The 20,933-nt window shown below is 57.3% G+C and carries 20 protein-coding genes; all 20 read left to right on the top strand.

Annotated features, from left to right (window positions below):
* The first annotated feature begins 108 nt into the window (after positions 1–108).
* Positions 109–1,029 (top strand): ABC transporter permease, encoded by a 921-nt coding sequence (locus tag M1136_11340; GenBank protein MCL5076220.1) that lies wholly within the window; start codon positions 109–111, stop codon positions 1,027–1,029.
* A complete protein-coding gene (locus tag M1136_11335; protein MCL5076219.1) occupies positions 1,022–1,963 on the top strand; it encodes an ABC transporter permease in 942 nt (313 codons plus the stop codon). Before M1136_11340 ends, M1136_11335 begins: the two co-directional genes overlap by 8 nt.
* A 4-nt stretch (positions 1,964–1,967) precedes the next feature.
* Positions 1,968–3,230: a threonine synthase gene (locus tag M1136_11330; protein ID MCL5076218.1), complete on the top strand. Its 1,263-nt coding sequence runs from the start codon at positions 1,968–1,970 to the stop codon at positions 3,228–3,230.
* Between the two features lie 23 nt (positions 3,231–3,253).
* Entirely contained in the window at positions 3,254–5,320 is a 2,067-nt protein-coding gene (locus tag M1136_11325; protein MCL5076217.1) for an alkaline phosphatase family protein, read from the top strand.
* 2 nt (positions 5,321–5,322) lie between these two features.
* Complete coding sequence (locus tag M1136_11320) at positions 5,323–6,366, top strand: D-cysteine desulfhydrase family protein (GenBank protein ID MCL5076216.1); 1,044 nt, start codon at positions 5,323–5,325, stop codon at positions 6,364–6,366.
* 121 nt (positions 6,367–6,487) lie between these two features.
* Positions 6,488–7,528, top strand: coding sequence for a DUF4392 domain-containing protein (locus M1136_11315; GenBank protein ID MCL5076215.1), 1,041 nt, complete (start codon positions 6,488–6,490; stop codon positions 7,526–7,528).
* Between the two features lie 42 nt (positions 7,529–7,570).
* Positions 7,571–9,658 carry an alkaline phosphatase family protein gene (locus M1136_11310; GenBank protein ID MCL5076214.1) on the top strand — a complete coding sequence of 696 codons (2,088 nt, stop codon included), beginning with the start codon at positions 7,571–7,573 and terminating at the stop codon, positions 9,656–9,658.
* A gap of 63 nt (positions 9,659–9,721) precedes the next feature.
* A complete protein-coding gene (locus tag M1136_11305) occupies positions 9,722–9,934 on the top strand; it encodes a hypothetical protein (protein MCL5076213.1) in 213 nt (70 codons plus the stop codon).
* A gap of 112 nt (positions 9,935–10,046) precedes the next feature.
* Positions 10,047–11,636 (top strand): ABC transporter substrate-binding protein, encoded by a 1,590-nt coding sequence (locus tag M1136_11300; GenBank protein ID MCL5076212.1) that lies wholly within the window; start codon positions 10,047–10,049, stop codon positions 11,634–11,636.
* 184 nt (positions 11,637–11,820) lie between these two features.
* Positions 11,821–12,741 carry an ABC transporter permease gene (locus M1136_11295; GenBank protein ID MCL5076211.1) on the top strand — a complete coding sequence of 307 codons (921 nt, stop codon included), beginning with the start codon at positions 11,821–11,823 and terminating at the stop codon, positions 12,739–12,741.
* A 6-nt stretch (positions 12,742–12,747) separates the two neighbouring features.
* Positions 12,748–13,650, top strand: coding sequence for an ABC transporter permease (locus M1136_11290; protein MCL5076210.1), 903 nt, complete (start codon positions 12,748–12,750; stop codon positions 13,648–13,650).
* 49 nt (positions 13,651–13,699) lie between these two features.
* Positions 13,700–14,251: an ureidoglycolate lyase gene (locus M1136_11285; protein MCL5076209.1), complete on the top strand. Its 552-nt coding sequence runs from the start codon at positions 13,700–13,702 to the stop codon at positions 14,249–14,251.
* Entirely contained in the window at positions 14,232–15,242 is a 1,011-nt protein-coding gene (locus M1136_11280) for a DUF4392 domain-containing protein (GenBank protein MCL5076208.1), read from the top strand. The genes M1136_11285 and M1136_11280 overlap by 20 nt, the downstream gene beginning before the upstream one ends.
* 2 nt (positions 15,243–15,244) lie before the next feature.
* On the top strand, positions 15,245–16,435 hold the full coding sequence (locus M1136_11275) for a hypothetical protein (GenBank protein ID MCL5076207.1): 1,191 nt from the start codon (positions 15,245–15,247) through the stop codon (positions 16,433–16,435).
* 35 nt (positions 16,436–16,470) lie between these two features.
* Positions 16,471–17,526 (top strand): Ldh family oxidoreductase, encoded by a 1,056-nt coding sequence (locus tag M1136_11270; GenBank protein ID MCL5076206.1) that lies wholly within the window; start codon positions 16,471–16,473, stop codon positions 17,524–17,526.
* A gap of 15 nt (positions 17,527–17,541) precedes the next feature.
* On the top strand, positions 17,542–17,931 hold the full coding sequence (locus M1136_11265) for a Rid family detoxifying hydrolase (GenBank protein MCL5076205.1): 390 nt from the start codon (positions 17,542–17,544) through the stop codon (positions 17,929–17,931).
* A 24-nt stretch (positions 17,932–17,955) separates the two neighbouring features.
* Positions 17,956–18,975, top strand: coding sequence for a sugar kinase (locus M1136_11260; protein MCL5076204.1), 1,020 nt, complete (start codon positions 17,956–17,958; stop codon positions 18,973–18,975).
* 18 nt (positions 18,976–18,993) lie between these two features.
* Positions 18,994–19,653 carry a bifunctional 4-hydroxy-2-oxoglutarate aldolase/2-dehydro-3-deoxy-phosphogluconate aldolase gene (gene eda / locus M1136_11255; GenBank protein ID MCL5076203.1) on the top strand — a complete coding sequence of 220 codons (660 nt, stop codon included), beginning with the start codon at positions 18,994–18,996 and terminating at the stop codon, positions 19,651–19,653.
* Positions 19,650–20,135: a RidA family protein gene (locus M1136_11250; GenBank protein MCL5076202.1), complete on the top strand. Its 486-nt coding sequence runs from the start codon at positions 19,650–19,652 to the stop codon at positions 20,133–20,135. Before eda ends, M1136_11250 begins: the two co-directional genes overlap by 4 nt.
* A gap of 580 nt (positions 20,136–20,715) precedes the next feature.
* A partial coding sequence (locus tag M1136_11245) for a hypothetical protein (GenBank protein MCL5076201.1) occupies positions 20,716–20,933 on the top strand: 218 nt, incomplete at its 3' end.

The raw sequence follows: 20,933 nt of genomic DNA, 5'->3' as shown, positions 1-20,933 counted from the left end.
GACCTAGTTCCTAATCCCCCCTTCTCCCGTCCTTCCCGGACGGGAGAAGGGGGGATTAGGGGGGATGAGGGCTTCTCTCCTTATAGCGGCGATTCATCAGGTGAAGAGATGACGGCCTATATCCTGCGCAGACTGCTGTTAATATTCCCAACCGCTCTCGTCGTAGTGACACTGATCTTTGTCATCTTCCGACTTGTGCCGGGTGATCCGGCCCAGCTCATCGCTGGGGAGATGGCCTCCCGGGACGTAGTGGAATCTATCCGCCGGGAAATGGGGCTGGATAAGCCCATCTATATCCAATATGCTTACTACCTCTGGGGGCTTCTGCACGGTGACCTTGGCATATCTAAGGTATTCAGGTATGGAGTTCTGGATCAACTGTTACTCCGCTTTCCGGCTACCATCGAGCTGACGGTGGCTGCGATGAGCATCGCCCTGCTGGTTGGTCTGAGTGCTGGCGTGGTCTCGGCCGTTAAGCGCGGCTCAGTGTATGACCAGGTGAGCATGCTCGGAGCCATCGCCGGTGTGTGCATCCCCGCCTTCTGGTTGGGACTTATGCTAATGATGGTTTTGGCTGTCCAGATAAATCTCTTACCGGCTACAGGGCGCGGCACCCTGGCCCAGCTGGTGCTGCCGGCCATCACCCTTTCTGCTCATCAGATGGCTGTCCTCGCTCGTCTCACCAGATCCAGCATGCTGGAGGTGCTGGGGCAGGACTACATTCGGACCGCCCGTTCCAAGGGGCTCAGGGAAAGGGTTGTCCTCCTACGTCATGCGCTCAGGAATGCCCTCATTCCCACGCTCACTATAGCCGGTCTCCAGTTTGGCTATCTCCTGGGGGGCTCCATCATTGTGGAGACAGTCTTCGCCTGGCCAGGGATCGGGCTCCTGATGATAGACTCAGTGCGCATGCGCGATTACACCATGGTCCAGGGGGTTGTGCTGCTTTATGCGATGGTCTTCTTGCTGCTCAACCTCATCATCGACATCGCCTATTCGTATCTGGACCCTAGGGTGCGCTATGATTAAAGGACGTGATGACCAGGCCGTGATCCCAGTGGGGGTCAGTGGGCTATTCCTTAGGAGATGGCTTGGTCACCTGTGGCGTCGCCTTGGCGATCCGTGCCTGGCTCTTGGCAGACTCCTTATGGGGAGTCGGCTAGCCGCCCTGGGGACGATTATTACCCTGCTGTTCGTGTTTATGGCCGTCTCAGCTCCCTGGATCGCTCCATACCCGCCCCTGGAAACGAATCTGGCCTATCGTTTACAGCCCCCCTCCTTCGCTCATCCCCTAGGCATGGATGATGTGGGACGTGACATCCTCAGCCGCATAATATTCGGCTCACGCGTTTCGCTTCTTATCGGCCTAAGTGCTACGAGCATCGGTATGATGATTGGGGTAGCGGCCGGATTGCTGGCTGGCTATTATGGCGGTCGTCTGGATATTTTGATCATGCGGGCTGTAGAGGTTCTCCTCACCATACCGACCATTGTTCTGGCCATAGCCATCGTCAGCGCACTGGGCATGGGGGCGACGAACGTCATCATCGCTGTTGGGCTCACGGCCATCCCCGGCTTCGCCCGGCTCACCCGGTCGGTAGTGCTCACGGTCAAGAACTTCGATTTCGTCCTGGCCGCCAGAACCATCGGTGCCTCGGATGCCAGGCTTCTCCTGGCCCATCTGCTGCCCAATTGTACAGCACCGATAATTGTGCAGACATCGTTGGGGATCGGCTCAGCCATCCTTATCGCGGCGGCTCTTAGCTTCCTGGGATTGGGCGTGCAACCCCCGGAGCCTGAATGGGGGTCTATGCTGAGTCGAGGGCGCACCTATGTGAGCATCGCCCCGCACCTGGTAGCCTTTCCCGGTATCGCCATCGCCCTGCTAGTGCTCGGCTTCAACCTATTGGGCGACGGGCTGCGCGATATCACCGATCCCAGATTAAGACATTTAGCGAGGTGACCCAATGGGCTGTATTCTTGGACTAGTTTGTGATGATTGCCAAGCTACTTACTCGGACCTTGAGCCCGTTAATGCCTGCCCCAAGTGTGGTGGCTTCCTTGACGCCGTCTACGACTACGAGGCTATCCGTTCGCGCCTTGAGCTGAGGGATGTGCAACGGCGCGGCCGTTCTATCTGGCGCTGGCGAGAATTGCTTCCCCTTAAGGATGAGCGCCATATGGTGTCCCTGGGTGAGGGCGGAACCCCGCTGCATCGTTGCCAGAAGATCGGGGCCAAATTGGGACTGCCAGAGGTATATGTTAAAGATGACACTATTGGCCCCACGGCCTCCCTTAAGGATCGGTCCTTCTCGATTGCCGTAAGCAAAGCGGTGGAGATGGGGATAAAACAGGCCCTCACCTACACCAGTGGGAACGCCGGTGGCTCCTTCGCCGCCTATGCAGCCAAGGCGGGCATGCAGGCACTCATCCTGGTGAATGAGTGGACGACCGATGAGAAGCTAGCTATGATCCTGGTCTACGGCCACCAGGTAATTAAAGTACGCTTTCAGACCTTCGCTGAAGTGACCGAGCTCTTAAGAAGGGTGAATACGGAGCTCAATCTCTATCAATTCACCAACTTCATCAACCCCTTCCGGCATGAGGGGATGAAGACCTATGCCTATGAGATCTGTGAGGCGCTCAACTGGTCTGTGCCAGACTGGGTGATTCACCCGGTGGGCACCGGTGGGGGGCTTTTTGGCGACTGGAAGGGGTTCAACGAACTGAGGAGGCTTGGGCTTATTGCTAGCCTACCTAAGATGGTAGGGGTGCAGCCTGAGGCCACCCCGGCCATCGTCATAGCCTATAGGGAAGGACGGCAGGTGGCCGCACCAGCTGGGGATAACCGGAAGACCATCGCCCAGAGCATCGCCGCTGATGCTCCTCTGGGGGGAGGCAAAAGAGCCTTAAGAGCCATATATGAATCGGGTGGGAGCGCCGAAGCGGTATCGGATGAGGAGATGCTGGAGGCGATAGCCTGGCTGGGGCAGGAAGGGATTTTCGCTGAACCAGCGGCGGCCAGCAGTGTGGCCGCTCTGAAGAAGATGGTCGAGAGGGGCGATGTGCAGCGGGAGGAGCGGGTGGTCTGCGTGGTCACCGCCTCTGGACTCAAGCAGCCGGAGGCATCCCTCTCCATGTTCTCGCCACCACCGGTCATCAACTGCGATTTAGACCAGTTTATGACCATGGCGCGCCGAGTATGGGGCGAGATCGGTCCGACGAGATAGCCAAATAAGGAGGATATGGTTCTGTGGAGAAAGTGAAGCGGGTCATCCTGATCGGTCTGGATGGGTTGATGCCAGAGATGGCGGAGAAGTTCGTGGCTGAGGGGAACATGCCGGCCATCGGCCGTTTGATGGCTGAGGGGGTCTACTCGCCGATGTACTCCTCGCCACCTGTGGATACACCGACCAACTGGACCAGTCTGGCCACGGGGGCCTGGACGGGCACACATGGGCTTAACTCCTTCGGCATCCATTTCCCTGGCGAACCCTTCGACCAGGTACACTGGGTGCGCTCGAACATCTTCCCTCGCTTTGCCAATATCTCCAAAGAGAACCTGAACCAGTTATCGCGGGCTGAGTACATCTGGCAGGCGGCCGAACGGGTGGGGAAGAGGTGCATCCTGGTCAACTATCCCGGGGGCTGGCCACCGAACATCAAGAAGGGCATCGTGGTCGATGGCTCCGGCCCTTACTCCTCGCCTCTTTCCCGCCTGACCTATCCCAGCCGTTACGCCAGCAAGGACGGTGCTATCTCGGGCGAGTATATCCCCCTCATCTTCACGGAGGCGAAGGGTTGGTCTGGCTTGGTTCAGTCATCCCCGCTGCCACGGGAGAGTGCTCTGGTCATCTCCGGTGAGGTTGGCTTGCGGGTCTCCGAGGATGGCGAGTGGAGGCTTGGTGGGGAGTTGGCCAATTTCGAATCCAAGCGAGGATTGGTCTATTACCTGTTAATCACAGGTTCGGGCCACCCTGGCTATGACTTGATGCTCCTGACTAAGGATAGGGATGCCCAGCGGCCCCTCGCCCGACTACGGCCTGGGGAGTGGAGCGACTGGCTTTGCGACGACTTTCAGACGCCCTATGGGCCGGTACGGGGCAAGTTCAGGGTCAAACTGGAGCGACTGTCCCCTGATGGGCGGGAGGTCGTGCTGTACCGCACGCCCATTTACAATACGCAGGGCTGGACCTATCCCCCAGAGATAGCCGATGAGCTCATCGACCACATGCTGGAGTTTGAGGAGAAGGTGGCTGCTGGGCGGGGCAGCGGCCTCAGACATAAGGTCAGTCCCCTTTGCCAGGTCTATGAGTCGATCTCTGACCAATGCATAGGGATAGCGGCAATGACCCGTTATCTAGCCAACAAGTACCCCTGGGATCTTCTCTTTGTGCAGATTCACGCCCCTGACGGACTCAACCATAAGGCTTTAAACGAGGTTTGTCCCCAGTGGAAGGGCTACGACCCGCGAAGGGCTAAAGAGGCCTGGGAGCGGTTTCGTCAGGAGTATGGAGCGCTGGATAAGGCGGTAGGGGAGATAGTCGGAGGCTGTGCTGATGGGGAGACACTCGTGATAGTGCTCTCCGACCATGCGGCCATACCGACGTTCAAGACGGTATGGCTGGGGAGGGCCTTCCTCGATGCCGGGCTGCTGGTTTACAAGAGGGAGAATGGCCAACTGGTGGTGGATTGGGAGAGGACCAAGGCTGTCCTGGCTGATCAGCCTCTAGCGAGCGTGCAGCCCCTGGCTCTAAACGTCTGGGTCAATCTGAAGGGACGGGAGAGGTATGGCTGCGTGGAGCCCGGGGAGGAGTATGAGCAGGTACGTCGAGCGATCATTCGGGCGCTTTATGCGCTGGTGGATCCAGAGACAGGGGAGTGTCCGGTGGCCCTGGCTTTACGCCGGGAGGAGGCGTCTACTTTAGGGCAGTGGGGTGATACAGTTGGGGACGTCGTGTATTACTTCCGGCCTGGTTATGCGGGGGAACCCACCCTGCCCAATCTGGAGCCAACGGAGGCTATGCTCTCCACTACAACCTGTTTCTATGCGGTCGGGCCCGAGGGCATCAAAACCAGAATATTTGGTCATGTGCAGGGGCTACACGGCGAGTATCTACCGAACGCTGATCTGTGGGGCTGCTCGGTGCGGGCGGTCCTGGTGATGGCTGGGCCAGGGATAAGGAAGGGACATCGGCTGCCGGTGCCGCCCTGGACGGTGGATGTGACCCCGACCATCACCCATCTTTTGGGCATACCGGCTCCAGCCCAATCAGAGGGCAAGATCATCGGCCAGGCTTTAGAAAGTACGGGAGGATAGACATGGAGGTGATACAGAAGCTGAGACCACCGCTCTCGCTGGAACAGATTCGTTCGACCATTTCCCGGCTTCCCCGGGTGAGGCTGGCCGACCTCCCCACCCCCCTGCATTATTGCCCGCGCCTCTCTCAGGCTTTAGGAGGTCCCCGCATCTTCATTAAGCGTGATGATCTTACCGGGCTGGCCTTTGGAGGGAATAAGACCCGTAATCTGGAGTTTCGCATGGCTGAGGCCAGGGAGCTTGGGGCGGACGTCATCATCGCTGGGCTCGAGGCTCAATCCAACGCGGCCCGGCAGACCACCGCTGCGGCAAATGTCCTGGGAATGAGGACTATCCTTATCCTACGGGGCGATAGGGGGGACTGGGGCTGGCAGGGCAATCTGTTGATCGATAAGGTCCTGGGGGCTGAGGTCCGGCTGGTCCAGGTGAGCAGTTGGGCGGAGATGGATGCTGTTCTTCGAAGCGTTGCTGAGGAGCAACGCCGTCTTGGCTACATACCGTACGTTATGAACCACGCCAAGATGTTCGCGGTGGCCTCGGCGCTGGCCTATGTCCTGTGCACACTGGAGATTGAAGAGCAGTTGCAGCAGATGGGAGCTGCTGTTGACCATATCTATCTCAGCTCGTCGAGCAAGGGGCAGGCCGGGGTAGTCCTGGCTAAGGAGGCCTTGAAAGCGAGTTTTCAGGTGGTGGGCATCAGCCCACGCAATGGAACCGATCGCTGTGCTATGACGGCCATGATAGCTAATCAGGCCGCTGAGATGCTGGGATGGGACTTGGTGATAAGCCCAGCTGACGTTGTGAATTACAGCGACTACGTGGGTCCCGGTTATGGCCTGCCCACACCGGGATGTTTGGAGGCGATTCGCCTCATGGCGCGTTCGGAGGGTATCCTTCTCGACCCAGTCTACACCGGCAAGGCGATGGCCGGGTTGATCGATCATATTCGACAGGGTCGCCTGCGTCCATCGGAGACGGTGGTGTTTATCCACACCGGTGGTACACCGGCCCTCTTCGCCTACAAGGACTGGCTGCTTGGTCCTTGATCGCCTCGGGAACAGAGGGGGTAAGAGGCGATAGGCGCCTGTCGATAAATGACCAAAGGTGGATCTACCCAGCTGATCCACCGCGGCGGATAAATCTAAACTTATTTAGCGGAGGAAGAGATTGCAGCTGGCAGATAATATTCGGAAGGTCGGGGCGAGTATTGACCAACTGATCAGCATTGATATCACTGGGCGCGGTATCATCGGGGCCCTCTATCAGGCGGCCAGGGCGAAGCAGGGTGATCCGCTCTCTCTCCTGGCGGCCGAAAGGCTGGCCGACGTCGTCGGTCAGGGGGATACAGTGATCATCGCCACGGGCATGCCCACCCTGCCCTGGCGTGCGCCAGAGCAGGACGGGCCCATCGGGGCGGCCACGTTAGCTCGTTCCCTGGTCCTCGGCTTAGGGGCTAAGCCCATCATCGTCATAGAGGAAGACTTTGTGGAGCTGGCCAAGGCGACGGTCAGAAGTGCCGGACTTTATACCTTTGGGTTAGACCGCTTGCTGGAGCTGCCCACTACAGCCTCCGTTGTGCCCTTCCCTATCGGTATTGGTGAGGCGAAGCGGGTGGGAAGCCATCTGCTGGAGACGTATAGGCCCAAGGCGCTCATCACTATAGAGAAGGCGGGCAGAAACGAGAACGGGGGCTGGCATACGGCCACCGGTGGGGCATACACCGAATGGACTTCTAAAGTGGATGACATGTTCCTTGAGGCCAAGGCCAGGGGGATCCTGACCATAGGCATCGGGGATGGCGGTAACGAGTTGGGTTGTGGAATGATTAAGGAGGCGGTGATAGAGCATGTACCCGGCGCAGCCAAGTGCCAATGTCCCTGCGGGGGGTCGATCGTTCCACAATTTGTGCCTGATGTACTGATAATGGCCGCTATCTCCAATTGGGGGGCTTACGGTATCGAGGCCTGTCTGGCCAGCATACTGGGCCGCATGGAGGTGCTGCACGATTCGCAAATGGAGCTACGGGTGCAGCGGGAGTGCGCCGATGCTGGGGCGAACAATGATGGTCCGGGGCTGTTGGATCCGGGGGCCGATGCTGTCCCACCGCATATCCACGCCGCCTTGATCGACATTATGGGGTTTGTAGTGAAGAGCGGCGCTGATCCAGGACGGCTCTACCGCGTGCCACGCTATCCCTGGCTCGCCTAGGGTTGAATCATAGATAGAGTATTCTCTCAGGAGGATTTTTTGATGAGCAGAGTGAAGCGAGTCATCTTGATCGGTATAGATGGGTTGATGCCGGAGATGGTGGAGAAGTTCGTGGCTGAGGGGAATATGCCCGCCATCGGCCGTTTGATGGCCGAGGGGGTTTACTCGCCGATGTACTCCTCGCCACCTGTAGATACACCGACTAACTGGACAAGCTTGGGCACCGGTGCCTGGACGGGGACACACGGGCTTAACTCCTTTGGCATCCATTTCCCCGGCGAGCCGTTCGATCAGGTGCATGACGTGTCCCTGAACATCTTCCCGCGGTTTGCCAACATCTCCAAGGTGAACCTCAACCAGTTATCGCGGGCTGAGTACATCTGGCAGGCGGCGGAACGGGCAGGTAAGAAATGTATCCTGGTCAACTATCCCGGTGGCTGGCCACCCAACATCAAGAAGGGCATCGTGGTTGATGGCTCCGGTCCCTACTCCTCTGTCCTCTCCCGCCTCAGTCATCCCAATCGCTACATCGCTGGGGATGAGGTGCAAGGTCCTATGCCTTTAGTCTCCGTTCCGCTCGGCCTGGGGGACAATCCGCGTGGTCCCATCCCGCTCAGCCTTGCTCCGGCTGCTGGCTGGCGCAATCTTCCCTCCTCCTCTCGTCCGCCCCTGGAGGGGGAGCTTGTGGTGCCTCGCTCGGTGGGGTTCTGGGCCGACAAGGATGGGCGCTGGAGGGTAGGTGATGCGTCTTCTAGCGAGAAGCTGGTTTATCATCTTCTGCTCCTGGGCGCTCAAGGTGGGGGATATGATCGGGTGCTTATCTCCAGGGAGAAGGATGCTAAGGAGGCTCTTTGTGTTCTCAAGGTGGGGGAGTGGAGCGGGTGGCTTCGTGCTGACTTTGAGACGCCCTATGCCCCGGTGCGGGGCAAGTTCAGGTTACATCTGGAGGAGTTGTCGTCGGATGGGCGGAGGGTGAGCCTACAGCGGACGGTGATCTTCAATGCCGAGGGCTGGGCCTATCCGGAGGGGGTAGGGGAGGAGTTGATTGAGGAGATGCTGGCCCTGGAGAGTGGTGAGCGGGCGGGGGAAGAGGAGGAGTTGACCCAGAAGGTGCCGGTTGTCTGTCCGGTATATGAGCCCACGTCGGTTCCGCATCAGGCGGCGGGGATAGCGGCCATGACGCGTTATCTGGCCCAGAAGTACCCCTGGGACCTCCTCTTCGTCCAGATACACGCCCCTGATAGCTTGAACCATGAGGCTCTGGGCGAACTCTGTCCGTGGTGGAAATACTACGATCCCCAAAGGGCGGAGGAGGCCTGGGAACGGTTCCGGCAGGAGTATGAAGTACTGGATGGACTGGTGGGGGAGATCGTGAGCAGCTGTGCTGGACCAGAGACACTGGTGGTCGTCGTCTCGGATCATGCCGCCCTGCCGGTACTTAAGACCCTATGGCTGGGGAAGGGCTTCCTTGAGGCCGGGCTGCTGGCCTACAAGAAGGAGAATGATAAACTGGTGGTAGATTGGGCACGAACCAGGGCTGTACCAGGCGATTATCCCTTGGCTCTGAATGTTTGGGTTAATCTGAAGGGAAGGGATCCAGAGGGCATCGTGGATTCGGGCAAGGAATATGAAAGCGTGTGTAAGGAAATCACGCGGGTGCTCTATTCGTTGAGAGACCCGGAGACAGGGGAATGTCCCATTGTCCTGGCTTTGCCTAAAGATGAAGCGACCTTTCTGGGACAATGGGATGATACGGTCGGCGATGTAGTCTATTTTCTCAGGCCCGGCTATGGACTGGAGCCCTCCCTGCGCAATCTGGAGCCCCAGGAGCGTATGCTCACTCTACGAGACTATGTTTACCCTGTACCCCCGACCGGCATCGAGACCAGGTATGGTCGGATGCTGGGGTTTCACGGGGCTTACCTGCCCAATGCGGCCATCTGTGGCTCCTCGGTGCGGGCCGTCCTGGTGATGGCTGGCCCGGGGATAAGGAGAGGCTATTGTCTGCCGGTGCCACCCTGGACGGTGGATGTGACCCCGACGATGGCCTATCTTCTGGGCGTACCCGCCCCGGCTCAAGCGGAGGGACAGATCATCGCCAATGCTTTAGAAGATAGCGAGGGATCCTGAGCTGAACAGTGCCAGGTGCAGGGGGCGAGAAGGTGGAGACGGAACTGACCAGCGAAGAGATATGTGAGCGCTATAAAAGGCTATATGTCCCGGCTGATGCAGCCTGGCGATTTCGTTTTCGGTGATTTTGATGGCGTAGTAATAGTACCCAAAGAGCTAATCGTAGAGGTGTTGCTAGAGGCGGAAAAGATCGTACAGGTGGAGAACAAAATCAGGAAGGGGATACACCGAGGAGGGTCTTTGGCCGAGCTGTACCAGAAGTATGGACGTCTCTAGGCGAGGAGGGAGGTGAGCAGCTATAGGTTGCGGGCAGTGCACATAGGCTGTGTCGTAAATTGTTTGCTCCGTGATGGTTAGGTCGCCTAGGAAACAAAGGAGGAAAACAAGAATGCGTCAATCGAATCTGGTTACAATGGGGCTCGTAGTTTGCCTATTGATTTTCGCCCTGGCTGTTGGTTGTGCCGCCCCACCAACGGTGGAAAAAACGGTCACAGTCGCTCAGGAGACTACCTTTGCCATGCTCGATCCAGCCGCAGCCGGCAAGGTGCGGGCTGAACCGGATATCACTACCCACATCTACGATTATCTGGCTCGTTTCGACGAGAAGATGGATGTGCACCCGGAGCTGGCCGAGAAATGGGAAGTCTCTCCTGATGGGTTGTCTTGGACCTTCCATCTGAGAAAAAATGTTAAGTTTCACGATGGCACACCTTTCAACGCTGCAGCGGTTAAATTCACTTTTGATCGGCTGGTCGATCCCAAGATGGCTTTTCTTAACCGGGGTCTGTTCGCTCCGGTTATTAAGAGCGTCGATGTGATTGACGACTACACCGTGCGCTTCGTTACCACGGTTCCTTTCGGGCCGTTGTTGAACTACCTGGCCCATCATTCGGCTGGCATCGTCAGTCCGGCGGCCGTGCAGAAATGGGGGAAGGACTTTCCCCAACACCCGGTGGGGACCGGTGCCTTTGCCTTACAGGAGCTTACGCCTGGTGAAAAGGTAGTTCTGGTCAAGAATAAGGACTACTTTAAAGGTGCGCCGAAGATCGACAAATTGATCTTCCGTCCTGTGCCAGAGGATGGGACACGATCGGCCATGCTGGAAACAGGTGAGGCCGACATAGCTACAGCCATCGGAGCCGCCGACGTAGCTCGCCTGAAGGCGAACCCGAAGCTGAATGTGATCGTGCGGCAAAGCCTGCAAGCGCAGTATATAGGCTTCAACGTGCTTCACCCGCCCTTCGATGGTCCAAAGGTTCGTCAAGCCTTCAACTACGCCATTGATAAGAAGGGCATCGTTGACACGTTGTTCCAGGGACTCTTCCAGGTGTCCGATTCGGTCCTGACGCCGGGCACATTCGGTTATAAGTCTCAAGGAGCATACCCGTATGACCCGGACAAGGCCAAGCAACTGCTGGCTGAAGCGGGCTGGAAGCCAGGACCCACGGGTGTCCTGGAGAAGGCGGGTAAACCCCTTAAAATAGTCCTGTGGATGCCGGAGAAGCTATATCCGAGTGATGTCCGGCTAGGGGAAGTGGTGCAAGCCCAGTTGCGCAAGATCGGTGTTGAAGTATCGCTGGTCAAGCAAGAGGCTGGGGCCTACTTCAGTCTGCTGAAGGTGCCGGCGGATAAGGCCACCTACGACCTCTTCGAGTGGGCCTTTGTGCCTTCCACCGGCGATGGCTATCAGACTCTCCAGAATAATATCCTATCTGATAAGACTGACGTGCCTGGCTACTTCAACTATATGAGGTACAAGAACCCCAAAGTGGACGAGCTCATAAGCCTTATCGGGAGTACGACCAATAAAGAGGAGAGGCTGAAGCATTTCGCCGCGGTCCAGGAGATCTTATGGAAGGATGCGCCCTACATTTACCTGTATACCATCGCTATTACTACTGGTGTGAATCGTAACGTGGAGGGTGTAGCAGTGACTCCCTTCCGCTACGTCTATCTGACTAATGCTACGAAGAAATGAGGTTATGATGGATCGCCCCGCGCGCTTATCGGGACCGGCCAAGCGGGTGTAGGGAGTGGCAATGATTCTCTTGGGGGGTGTCTCTGCAACCGGTAGGGCTGGGGGGCTGAGCCATTGGCTCAGCCCCCCAGCCAAGGCGCCTGTTCTGAGACAATGAGGGCCCTTTGGTGATCAGGCTATGACTGTGCAACGGTTTATCCTACGTAGACTACTAATCACTATCCCCGTGCTCTTGGGGGTGGCGACCGTCGTCTTCCTGGTGTTGAGGGTCATTCCGGGCGATCCGGCCGTGATCATGGCCGGTGACACAGCTCGCTATGAGGACATCCAGTTAATACGGCATAAATTGGGACTCGATAGGCCGCTTTATGTCCAGTATCTGGATTACCTATGGAAGGCATCACGTGGCGACCTGGGTTTCTCTTTACAGACAGGGAGGGATGTATCCTGGGAGATACTGTCCCGACTGCCAGCCACCCTTGACCTGGCCCTGGCCAGCATCGCCCTGGCGCTGGGCATCGGGCTGCCTTTGGGGGTCTATGCCGCCGTGAAACGCCGCTCCTGGGCTGACAGGTCGGTCCTATTGTGTAGTGTTTTGGGGATATCACTGCCCTCTTTTTGGGTGGGACTTATGCTTATCATCGTTTTCTCCGTACAGCTTGGCTTCCTTCCTACAGGGGGCAAGGATGGGCTGGCGCATTTCATTCTTCCCAGCATCACCCTGGCCCTGATCCCTCTTTTCATCATCGCGCGCACTATGCGGTCGAGCATGCTCGAGGTTCTCCAGCGTGATTACTTGCGTACAGCCAGGGGGAAAGGGCTACCAGAAGTCTTGGTGATTGGCCGCCATGCTCTACGAAACGCCTTGATTCCGGTCATAACGATCGTAGGGTTGAACTTTGGGGCGATGCTCTCCGGCGCAGTCATTGTTGAGACAGTCTTCGCCTGGCCAGGGATTGGTAGATTGCTGATCGACTCGGTGAATTTCCGCGATTTCCCCATGGTTCAGGGGATTACCTTGGTGTTTGCGACCTTATTCATAATGACTAATCTCCTGGTGGACGTTGCCTACGCTGTTATCGACCCACGTATTCGCTACAGGTAAAGTGCCATGCTGTCCGCGAAAGCGCTCAAAATGTCTGATGGTAAAGCGATGCTGATGTTCGCCCGCTGGGTTGGCCAGGAGCTGTTGAGGCAAGACTGGCGACTGCTTTGTGGTGGACTGATCCTGGCGGTGTTTGTTACCATCGCCTTGATCCCATCTTACCTGGCACCCTTTGACCCTCTGGAACAGAATTTCGCCGTGGCTCTTAGTGGTCCCTCAGGACTACACCCCTTAGGAGCAGACGAACTGGGAAGGGATATCCTGTCGCGGGTGATCTTTGGAGCGCGCTATTCCCTCCTCATCGCTGGAGGAGCGATAGGTCTGGCGGCTATGGTTGGTACGGCGATGGGCGTCGCTGCTGGTTACCTCCTGGGTAAGGTTGATGAGATCGTCATGAGACTGATGGATGTGCTGATGGCTTTCCCCGGCATCTTGTTAGCCATTGCCATCGCTGCGGCCTTGGGTCCGGGTGTAACCAACGTTACTGTAGCTGTCGGGGTTTACTCCATACCTATATTTGCCCGAATCTCTCGTGGCAGTACGTTGTCCATTGCCCAAGAGGAGTTTGTCCTGGCGGCCCGTATGGGCGGGGCGCGCGACGTTCGCATCGTCCTGCGGCACATATTACCGAATATAGTGCCCACAGTCGTGTTAACTCAATTCGTGCTTCGCTTGGGCATCGCTATCTTGTCCGCTGCTGGCTTGGGCTTCCTGGGACTTGGGGTGCAACCCCCTATCCCTGAATGGGGAGCAATGATGGGTAGTGGTAGGGCTTATATTCGCGTAGCACCGCACATTATTGCCTTTCCCGGTTTGGCCATAGTGTTGCTCGTCCTTGGCTTTAACCTTATCGGCGATTGGCTACAAGATATGATGGACCCTAGACTACGCCGGGAGATGGGAACCTAGGCTCTGACATGGGATTCGCTGAGGCATTCGAGCGCTACGAAGGTGAATCATGGAAGTGAAGAGGATTCAGGCCAGGCCGCTGACAGAAGAGGCCTTCGGGCCATTCGGGGAGGTCATTGGGCCTCCTTTACGGCCTCCTGATATTGAAAGCCCAGTCAACAAATACTGGGATCACGTGGTACGGTTGGAGATGCTGAACAAGGCGACCCAGATTGGATTCTTAACTGTGCATTTTCGAGAATTAAGGTTTCATCAGATGGAGCGACACCTACAAGCATCGCAAGCCTTCATACCGTTGCGGGGACAGCCAAGCATCATCGCCTTGGCCCCTGCCGGTGACATCAGCGACCTGGAGGTCGGTCCCAATCCCGAGGAGGTCACGGCCTTCCTCCTGGATGGGAGTGTGGGGATCAACCTGGCCAGAGGGACGTGGCATCATCTCATCTTCCCTCTGGCACCGTCGGCCGATTTCGTGATGATTCTGCGGGAACACACGATGTACGATGATATGCACATGGTCAACTTGCTAGAGAGGTGGAACATCAGCTTCGAAATAGTTTTGTTAGAATGGGGAGGGCTAGATGCCAGAAGTGGTAGGTGAGTACATCGACCGCCTCATCACTATCGAGATGCGCACCCGAGGGGTGCCAAGGGGTGTGATCCACCGGCTGTACGAAGGGGTCCGAGTCAAGGCTGGGATGCCTCTTACACTCCTGGCGGCACGAGGATTACTGAGTCACGTCCACGAGGAAGACAACATCGTCATCGCCACAGGGGCCGGCGCGCCAATCTGGCTACCGAAGGGGGAGACGGATGGCCCGCTTGGTGCAGCTGCACTGGCGCGAGCCATCGACCTCGGTCTGGGGGCCACACCCATTTTCCTCTGCGCTGAGGCTTATGCTGAACCCATCAATGCTGCAGTGCAGACGGCCGGGATAACGATGATGGATTACCGAATGGCGAAGCAGCGACGCCACGCAGGGGTGATGGTACCCATACCGGTGGAGAATCCTGATGATACCTTAGAACGGGCTGCAAGTTTCCTTGATACCTATCGCCCTGCGGCCATGGTATCCATTGAAGTAAAAGGGGTAACAGCCAGGGGTACAATGCACTACATGACGGGTAAGGAGGTGGTGGACGAGCCTCGGATCGATCTCTTCTTCGATCAGGCGCGAAGGCGGGGTATCTTCACCCTGGGGATAGGCGATGGTGGAAACGAGATAGGTTTCGGGCAGTTCGTCGAGGTTGTTGAGGAGGTCCATCCGAACGGCCCAGCCATTGCCAGTACCACGGTTACGGATGCACTAGTCGTGGCCGCCATCTCTAATTGGGGGGCCTATGGGGTGGAGGCGATGTTAGCCTTTCTCCTGGAGACCCCTGAGCTCTTGCATTCTGCGGATATGGAGAGGCGAATCCTGGAGGATTGTGTGCGGGCCGGCGCTGGGGATGGCATCTACACGAGTCAGATAATGATGGCTGACGGCCAGCCGTTTGAGATCCATGCTGCCCTCCTCACGATGCTGGCCCAGATCGTTCGTAATGGCCTTAAAGAAGTCGAACATGCCCTGAGATCGGTGGAGGAAAAGTAGAAATGACCATTAGAAATGTCGTGGTGACCCCTGTGAATATACCGCTGGAAGCACCTATCCGTTGGGCCTGGGGGGTCAGAACGGGCATCACTCGTAACATTATACGGGTTATGACTGATGATGGACTGGTGGGGCTTGGGGAGACGATGGGTGGGGGTGAGATCAGGACTATCAGCGATCGTCTTGGAAGGGAGATCATCGGGGAGAACCCCTTCAATCTGGAGAAAATTTTATCCAGGTTTCAGTTGACACCCTACTTCTCCGGCTACGGTGGGTTGGCGGCCATCGGGGGCCTGGAGATGGCGCTATGGGACCTCATGGGCAAGGCGACTGGGAGGTCGCTTTACGAGTTGATTGGTGGTCTCTATCGCAGTCAGGTCCCCTTTTCGGCCTACGTGTTCTATCGCTATCCAGGCGATCAGGGTGGTGGAGAGACTACGCCAGAAGAGATAGTCGCTTATTGTCAGGAATTGATCAAGCGGTATGGCTTCAGTGTTCTCAAGTTGAAAGGAGGGGTGTTTCCCCCGGAGCACGATGTGGCCACGGTGAAGGCTCTGCGGGAGACTTTTGGAAAGAGTGTGCAGATAAGGGTTGACCCCAACGGTGTGTGGTCACCCCAAACGAGTCTACGCATCGGCCAGCAACTCCTGGAATACGATCTAGAGTACCTGGAGGATCCAACATCGGGAATCGAGGGCATGGCTCGGCTGCGCCGCGATTTGCCCATACCACTAGCCACTAATATGTGCGTTGTGGACTTCGAGCAGATACCGCAGGCTGTGCGCCTGAGTGCTGTGGATATCATCCTGGGTGACCCTCATAAATGGGGTGGAATATGGGCTACGAAGCAACTAGCGGCGGTATGTAGGACATTCCAGTTGGGGTTATCACTTCACAGCGGTGTTGAACTGGGTATTTCCACAGCTGCCTACTTGCATATCGCCGCCTCGACCCCCCAAATCGCCTATGCGATTGACGCCCATTACCATCATCAGGTGGATGACATCATCGTTGGAGGAAAGTTAAACTACGTGAACGGCTGTATGACTGTCCCTTCTGGCCCTGGACTTGGGGTGGAACTCGATGAAGATAAGTTTCGGTATTATGCCGAGCTGCACACTCGGGAAGGTGTACTATCCGCGATCAAAGACCCAAGGCGACCAGATTGGGTCCCCGGTCGTACCCTCTGGTAAGGCGATCAACTTCTATGGAGGAGGCGTCGTCAGCAATGATTGGGCAAATGCCGGAGAAGCTATCTGCAGAGGATCTGCACGGGTTTGCGGCCAAGGTCCTGGAGAGGTGTGGGCTGCCCAGTGATGATGCGGTGGTTGCGGCCACAGCGCTCGTAGAGGCGAACCTGAGAGGTGTGGATACCCATGGGATAAGGCTCCTGCCCATTTATGTTCGCCGGCTGCGTCTGGGCCTGATGGAACCGAGGCCAAGGATAGAGGTCATTCGTGAGACGACCTCTATCCTCTTGATTGATGGGGGCAATGGGCTGGGCCAGGCGGTAAGCACCAGGGCGATGGAACTATGCCTGGCCAAAGCGAAGCGGATTGACGGACCGGCTGCTGCTGGGGTGAGAAATAGTAACCATTTCGGGGCAGCCGCCCGTTATGTGCTGATGGCTGTACAGGAGGACATGATTGGGGTGGCGACAACTAATGGTTCAGCCGTGATGGCCCCCTGGGGTGGAGCTGAACCCTATTTTGGGGCCAATCCGGTGGCGGTGGGCATCCCTGCTGGTCAAGAACGGCCGGTAGTCCTGGATATGGCTACCAGCGTGTCAGCACGAGCACGGATCAGATTGGCCGCCCAACGAGGCGAGCCGATCCCTGAGGGCTGGGCCCTGGATTCGCACGGTGCTCCCACCACTGACCCCGTTGCGGCCATGGCGGGTATGCTCCTCCCGGTAGGAGGGGCGAAGGGTTATGGCCTGGCCCTAACTTTCGAGGTCATCTCCGCTGTGCTTACAGGGGCGGGCTTCGGACGGCAAACCGCTGGATTATACGAGAACCTGACTCGCCCCCAGGGCATCGGACACTTCTTCGCTGCCCTGCCGGTGGGCAGCTTCTTGCCCGTTGATGAATTCAAGGGACGTATGGATCAGTTGATTCGGGAGTTGAAGGCGATCAAGCCGGCCCAAGGCGTGGCCGAAGTGCTCATCCCCGGCGAGATTGAGGAGCGCACCCGGGGCGAGAGGCTACGCCATGGAATACCGATAGCGGCAGACATATTGCGAGAGCTACGCTCGTTGGGAAACGAGCTGGGTGTGATGTTGTAGTAAAAGAAGTCTTTGATGAAAAGGGAAATTATAAGAACCGACAAAGCGCCTGTCTCCCGTAGTCCGATCTCCCAGGCCACCAGATTTGGACAGTTGGTTTTTACGGCTGGTCAGGGACCGCTCGATCCGGAGAGCGGCGATCTGATCAGCGGGGATATGCGGGCTATGGTCAGGCAGACCCTGGATAACATCAAGGCGATCCTGGAAGCGGCCGGCACTTCTATGGATAACGTACTGAAGGTGACCTGTTACCTGCGGGACATGGCCGATTTTCCTGTCTGGAATGAGGTGTATCGGGAATACTTCCGCGGCGATCCACCAGCCAGGGTGACGGTGCAGGTAGTTTTAGGGGGAGGACTCCCCATAGAGGTTGATGCCGTCGCTTGTATCCCTGACGAGTGCTAGCTGATGGTCGTCAGGAGCGGTTCTTTGCGAAAGGAGGACGTCTGCGCGCTGACGCAGCATAAACAGATGTATGACGTCGTTTGTTTTGGTGAAGCAATGATCAGGTTTACCCCACTGAACTTCCAGCGGCTGGAGCAGGCGACCAGTCTGGAGGTAACTGTAGGTGGATCGGAGCTCAACGCGGCCGTGGGGCTCAGTCGATTGGGGCTGCGGACTGCTTGGGTATCCCGGCTTGTGGACAATCAGCTTGGTCGGATGATTGCCAGCCGAGCTATGACGCATGGGGTAGATGTTTCTCACGTGGTGTGGACCAAGGAGGGAAGAGTTGGTTTATATTTCATCGAGATGGGAGCCTCGCCAAGGGCCTCCCAGGTATTGTACGATCGCTCCCATTCGGCCATAGCTGGGCTGGTGGCTGAGGAGATCGACTGGCCCGCTCTGTTGAAGGGGACGAGGGTTTTTCACACCAGTGGCATAACGCCAGCCCTGAGCCGACCATGCGCTGAGGCCACTGAGGCGGCTTTAAGCGCAGCAAAGGATAATCATTGTCTGGCGACCTTCGACCTCAATTACCGGGCCAGGCTCTGGACGAAGGATGAGGCTCGCCAGACGCTCTCGCAACTATTTCGCTATGTGGACATTCTGCTGACTACCAGTGATGACCTGGAGACGGTCTTCGGGCTCTCCGGCAGTGAAGAGATGATGGCCCAGGAGATCAAGGAACAGTTCGGATTCAAGGTCGTAGTCATTACTATCAGACAGGCTCCAACAGTGTTGCGCGGCAGCTGGACCAGCCTGGCCCTGGCCGATCGGACTTACCGGGGGAGAATCACGGAACTGGAGTTGGTGGATCGGATCGGTTCTGGCGATGCCTATTCGGCTGGCTTTATCTACGGCTATCTTACTGGCGATGTGGCCAAGGCTGTGGCCTATGGCGATGCTATGTCGGTTCTCAAACATTCCATACCGGGCGACTTCAGCTGGGTGACGCTGGCCGAAGTGGAGCATCAAACGGCGGCGGTGGTCACGAAGATTCAGAGATAGAGAGGGGTTTTGGTAATGATGAAGGGCAAACAGGAAGAGATTCAACGCATTATCGACTGTGGGGTTGTCGCAGTTGTTCGCTTGAGCGATTCACAGCAATTGTTACGTGTGGCGGAGGCAGTACAAAGAGGGGGGGTCAGCATCATCGAGTTTACGATGACGACCCCGAATGCGCTCAAGGTGTTAGAGGAGAGCACGGCTGCTTTTGGGGAGGATGTACTACTTGGGGCTGGTACAGTGCTGGATGCGGAGACGGCACGAGCAGCTATCCTGGCTGGGGCTCGCTTTGTCGTCTCACCGACGTTGAGCTCAGCGCTGCTGTCCCTAAGCCATCGCTATGGGGTAGCGGTGATACCAGGTGCCTTCACACCGACGGAAATCCTCACGGCCTGGGAGCTGGGAGCGGACCTGGTGAAGGTCTTTCCGGCGGGAGCCCTGGGGCCACAATACTTGAGGGATATTCTGGCCCCTTTGCCTCAAGTGAGGCTCCTGCCTACCGGAGGCGTCAGTCTGGACAATGCCGGTGAGTTCATCAAAGCGGGGGCGGTGGCCGTGGCGGTAGGGGGCAATCTGGTAGATAAGCGAACCGTAGCCGAGGGTAATTTTGCGCTTCTCACAGAACGGGCCCGTGCCTTCGTTGTGGCCGTTCAGGAAGCGAGAAAAGGAGGTTCAAAATGATGGTTGTCGATAAGCTTGAAAAGATGGGCTTGGCCTTGCCGAAACCGGTTGTGCCCGTGGCCAATTATGTGGGCGCTGTACGCAGTGGCAACCTGTTGTTCGTATCCGGCCATGGCCCGACGAAGGGTGGCCGGCCGGCTTACACGGGGAAGGTGGGGAGAGATCTCACTGTTGAAGAGGGCTATGCGGCGGCGCGTTTGACGACGCTGAACTGTCTGAGTACGATCAATGCTACCCTGGGAGATTTAGATAAAGTAAAACGTATTGTGAAACTGCTGGTGTTTGTGAACAGCGCTGAGGAGTTTACGGAGCAGCCGAAGGTAGCCAACGGCGCATCCGATCTGCTGGTCTCCCTCTTTGGTGAGAGTGGTAAGCATGCCCGTTCGGCGGTAGGGATGTATCAGTTGCCGAGCGATATTGCGGTGGAGGTGGAGATGGTGGTAGAGGTAGAGGAGGTAGAGGGTGGGCTAAGTTCCCCCTGAGGCTGGATTTATTAATGTAAGAGTTCGGCGAGAGGTAGCCCTTACAATATAACTGTAACTGGAGACAAGAGGCTGATGAACAACGGGGGGTTCCAAGGGGGTGCAATCCCTTTGGCCGGGGTCTTTCGGATGTGCCCCAGAACACAAAAAGCCCATAGGGCTTCCCCTATAAAACGGGGAGTGCAGGGGCGAAGCCCTCCTGACGGGGGTCACAGGGGGTGTCCCCCCTATTTCAACAAAAAGCCCGCAGGGCCACCTTGAACCCCTCTGCGGGGGTTTGGGGGAGGTATTCACTCTCGAGCAAACCCCTTGACAACTCATCCCTCTGCCTATATAATTCAAGCAATGGGCGAGCGGGCATCCTATCACCCATCCCTTAGGAGGGTCTTGTGGGAAGGACAACCTGGCCGTTGACCTTCAACCCCCCTCATAAGCAGCAAGGGCGTTTCCCCCAGCGATCTATCTCTCCAACCTGGCCTCATCCCTCTCCCTTCGAAAGGAGAGCGCTGGCCATCCGCACTGGCGATGAAGAGGACGAACAACCGTCCTCTTTTTTTATCTTTTTCGTGGGAGGTGCACCGTGGGCAAGGTGCGGCTCAAGTCAGCAGGTGATGGGCAGAGGCCCCTCTCCCTGGAGGGGGCAGGCACACCCATCCCCCTGCGGCCCTTGCACATCAGCGGGCTGGTCATCCAGCGGGCAGAACTGGTGGAGGCCCTGCGCCCCTTCGTGCCCCTGCCCTCAGACGTGGTGTCCTTCGAGGATGGGGAACGGTTCCTCCTCGTGCTGAAGCAGCCCAG

It is taken from the genome of Chloroflexota bacterium (assembly GCA_023475225.1).
Classification (GTDB): Bacteria; Chloroflexota; UBA6077; order FW602-bin22; family JAMCVK01; genus JAMCVK01.
Note: the sequence above shows the minus strand (reverse complement) of the source record. Positions and strands in the feature narration are given on the sequence as shown.

Bases quoted from the DNA above. Each gene is read 5' to 3' on its own strand.
- M1136_11340 (MCL5076220.1), top strand. From the start codon at position 109: ATGACGGCCTATATCCTGCGCAGACTGCTGTTAATATTCCCAACCGCT.
- M1136_11335 (MCL5076219.1), top strand. From the start codon at position 1,022: ATGATTAAAGGACGTGATGACCAGGCCGTGATCCCAGTGGGGGTCAGT.
- M1136_11330 (MCL5076218.1), top strand. From the start codon at position 1,968: ATGGGCTGTATTCTTGGACTAGTTTGTGATGATTGCCAAGCTACTTAC.
- M1136_11320 (MCL5076216.1), top strand. From the start codon at position 5,323: ATGGAGGTGATACAGAAGCTGAGACCACCGCTCTCGCTGGAACAGATT.
- M1136_11310 (MCL5076214.1), top strand. From the start codon at position 7,571: ATGAGCAGAGTGAAGCGAGTCATCTTGATCGGTATAGATGGGTTGATG.
- M1136_11300 (MCL5076212.1), top strand. From the start codon at position 10,047: ATGCGTCAATCGAATCTGGTTACAATGGGGCTCGTAGTTTGCCTATTG.
- M1136_11290 (MCL5076210.1), top strand. From the start codon at position 12,748: ATGCTGTCCGCGAAAGCGCTCAAAATGTCTGATGGTAAAGCGATGCTG.
- M1136_11285 (MCL5076209.1), top strand. From the start codon at position 13,700: ATGGAAGTGAAGAGGATTCAGGCCAGGCCGCTGACAGAAGAGGCCTTC.
- M1136_11280 (MCL5076208.1), top strand. From the start codon at position 14,232: ATGCCAGAAGTGGTAGGTGAGTACATCGACCGCCTCATCACTATCGAG.
- M1136_11275 (MCL5076207.1), top strand. From the start codon at position 15,245: ATGACCATTAGAAATGTCGTGGTGACCCCTGTGAATATACCGCTGGAA.
- M1136_11270 (MCL5076206.1), top strand. From the start codon at position 16,471: ATGATTGGGCAAATGCCGGAGAAGCTATCTGCAGAGGATCTGCACGGG.
- M1136_11265 (MCL5076205.1), top strand. From the start codon at position 17,542: ATGAAAAGGGAAATTATAAGAACCGACAAAGCGCCTGTCTCCCGTAGT.
- eda (MCL5076203.1), top strand. From the start codon at position 18,994: ATGAAGGGCAAACAGGAAGAGATTCAACGCATTATCGACTGTGGGGTT.
- M1136_11250 (MCL5076202.1), top strand. From the start codon at position 19,650: ATGATGGTTGTCGATAAGCTTGAAAAGATGGGCTTGGCCTTGCCGAAA.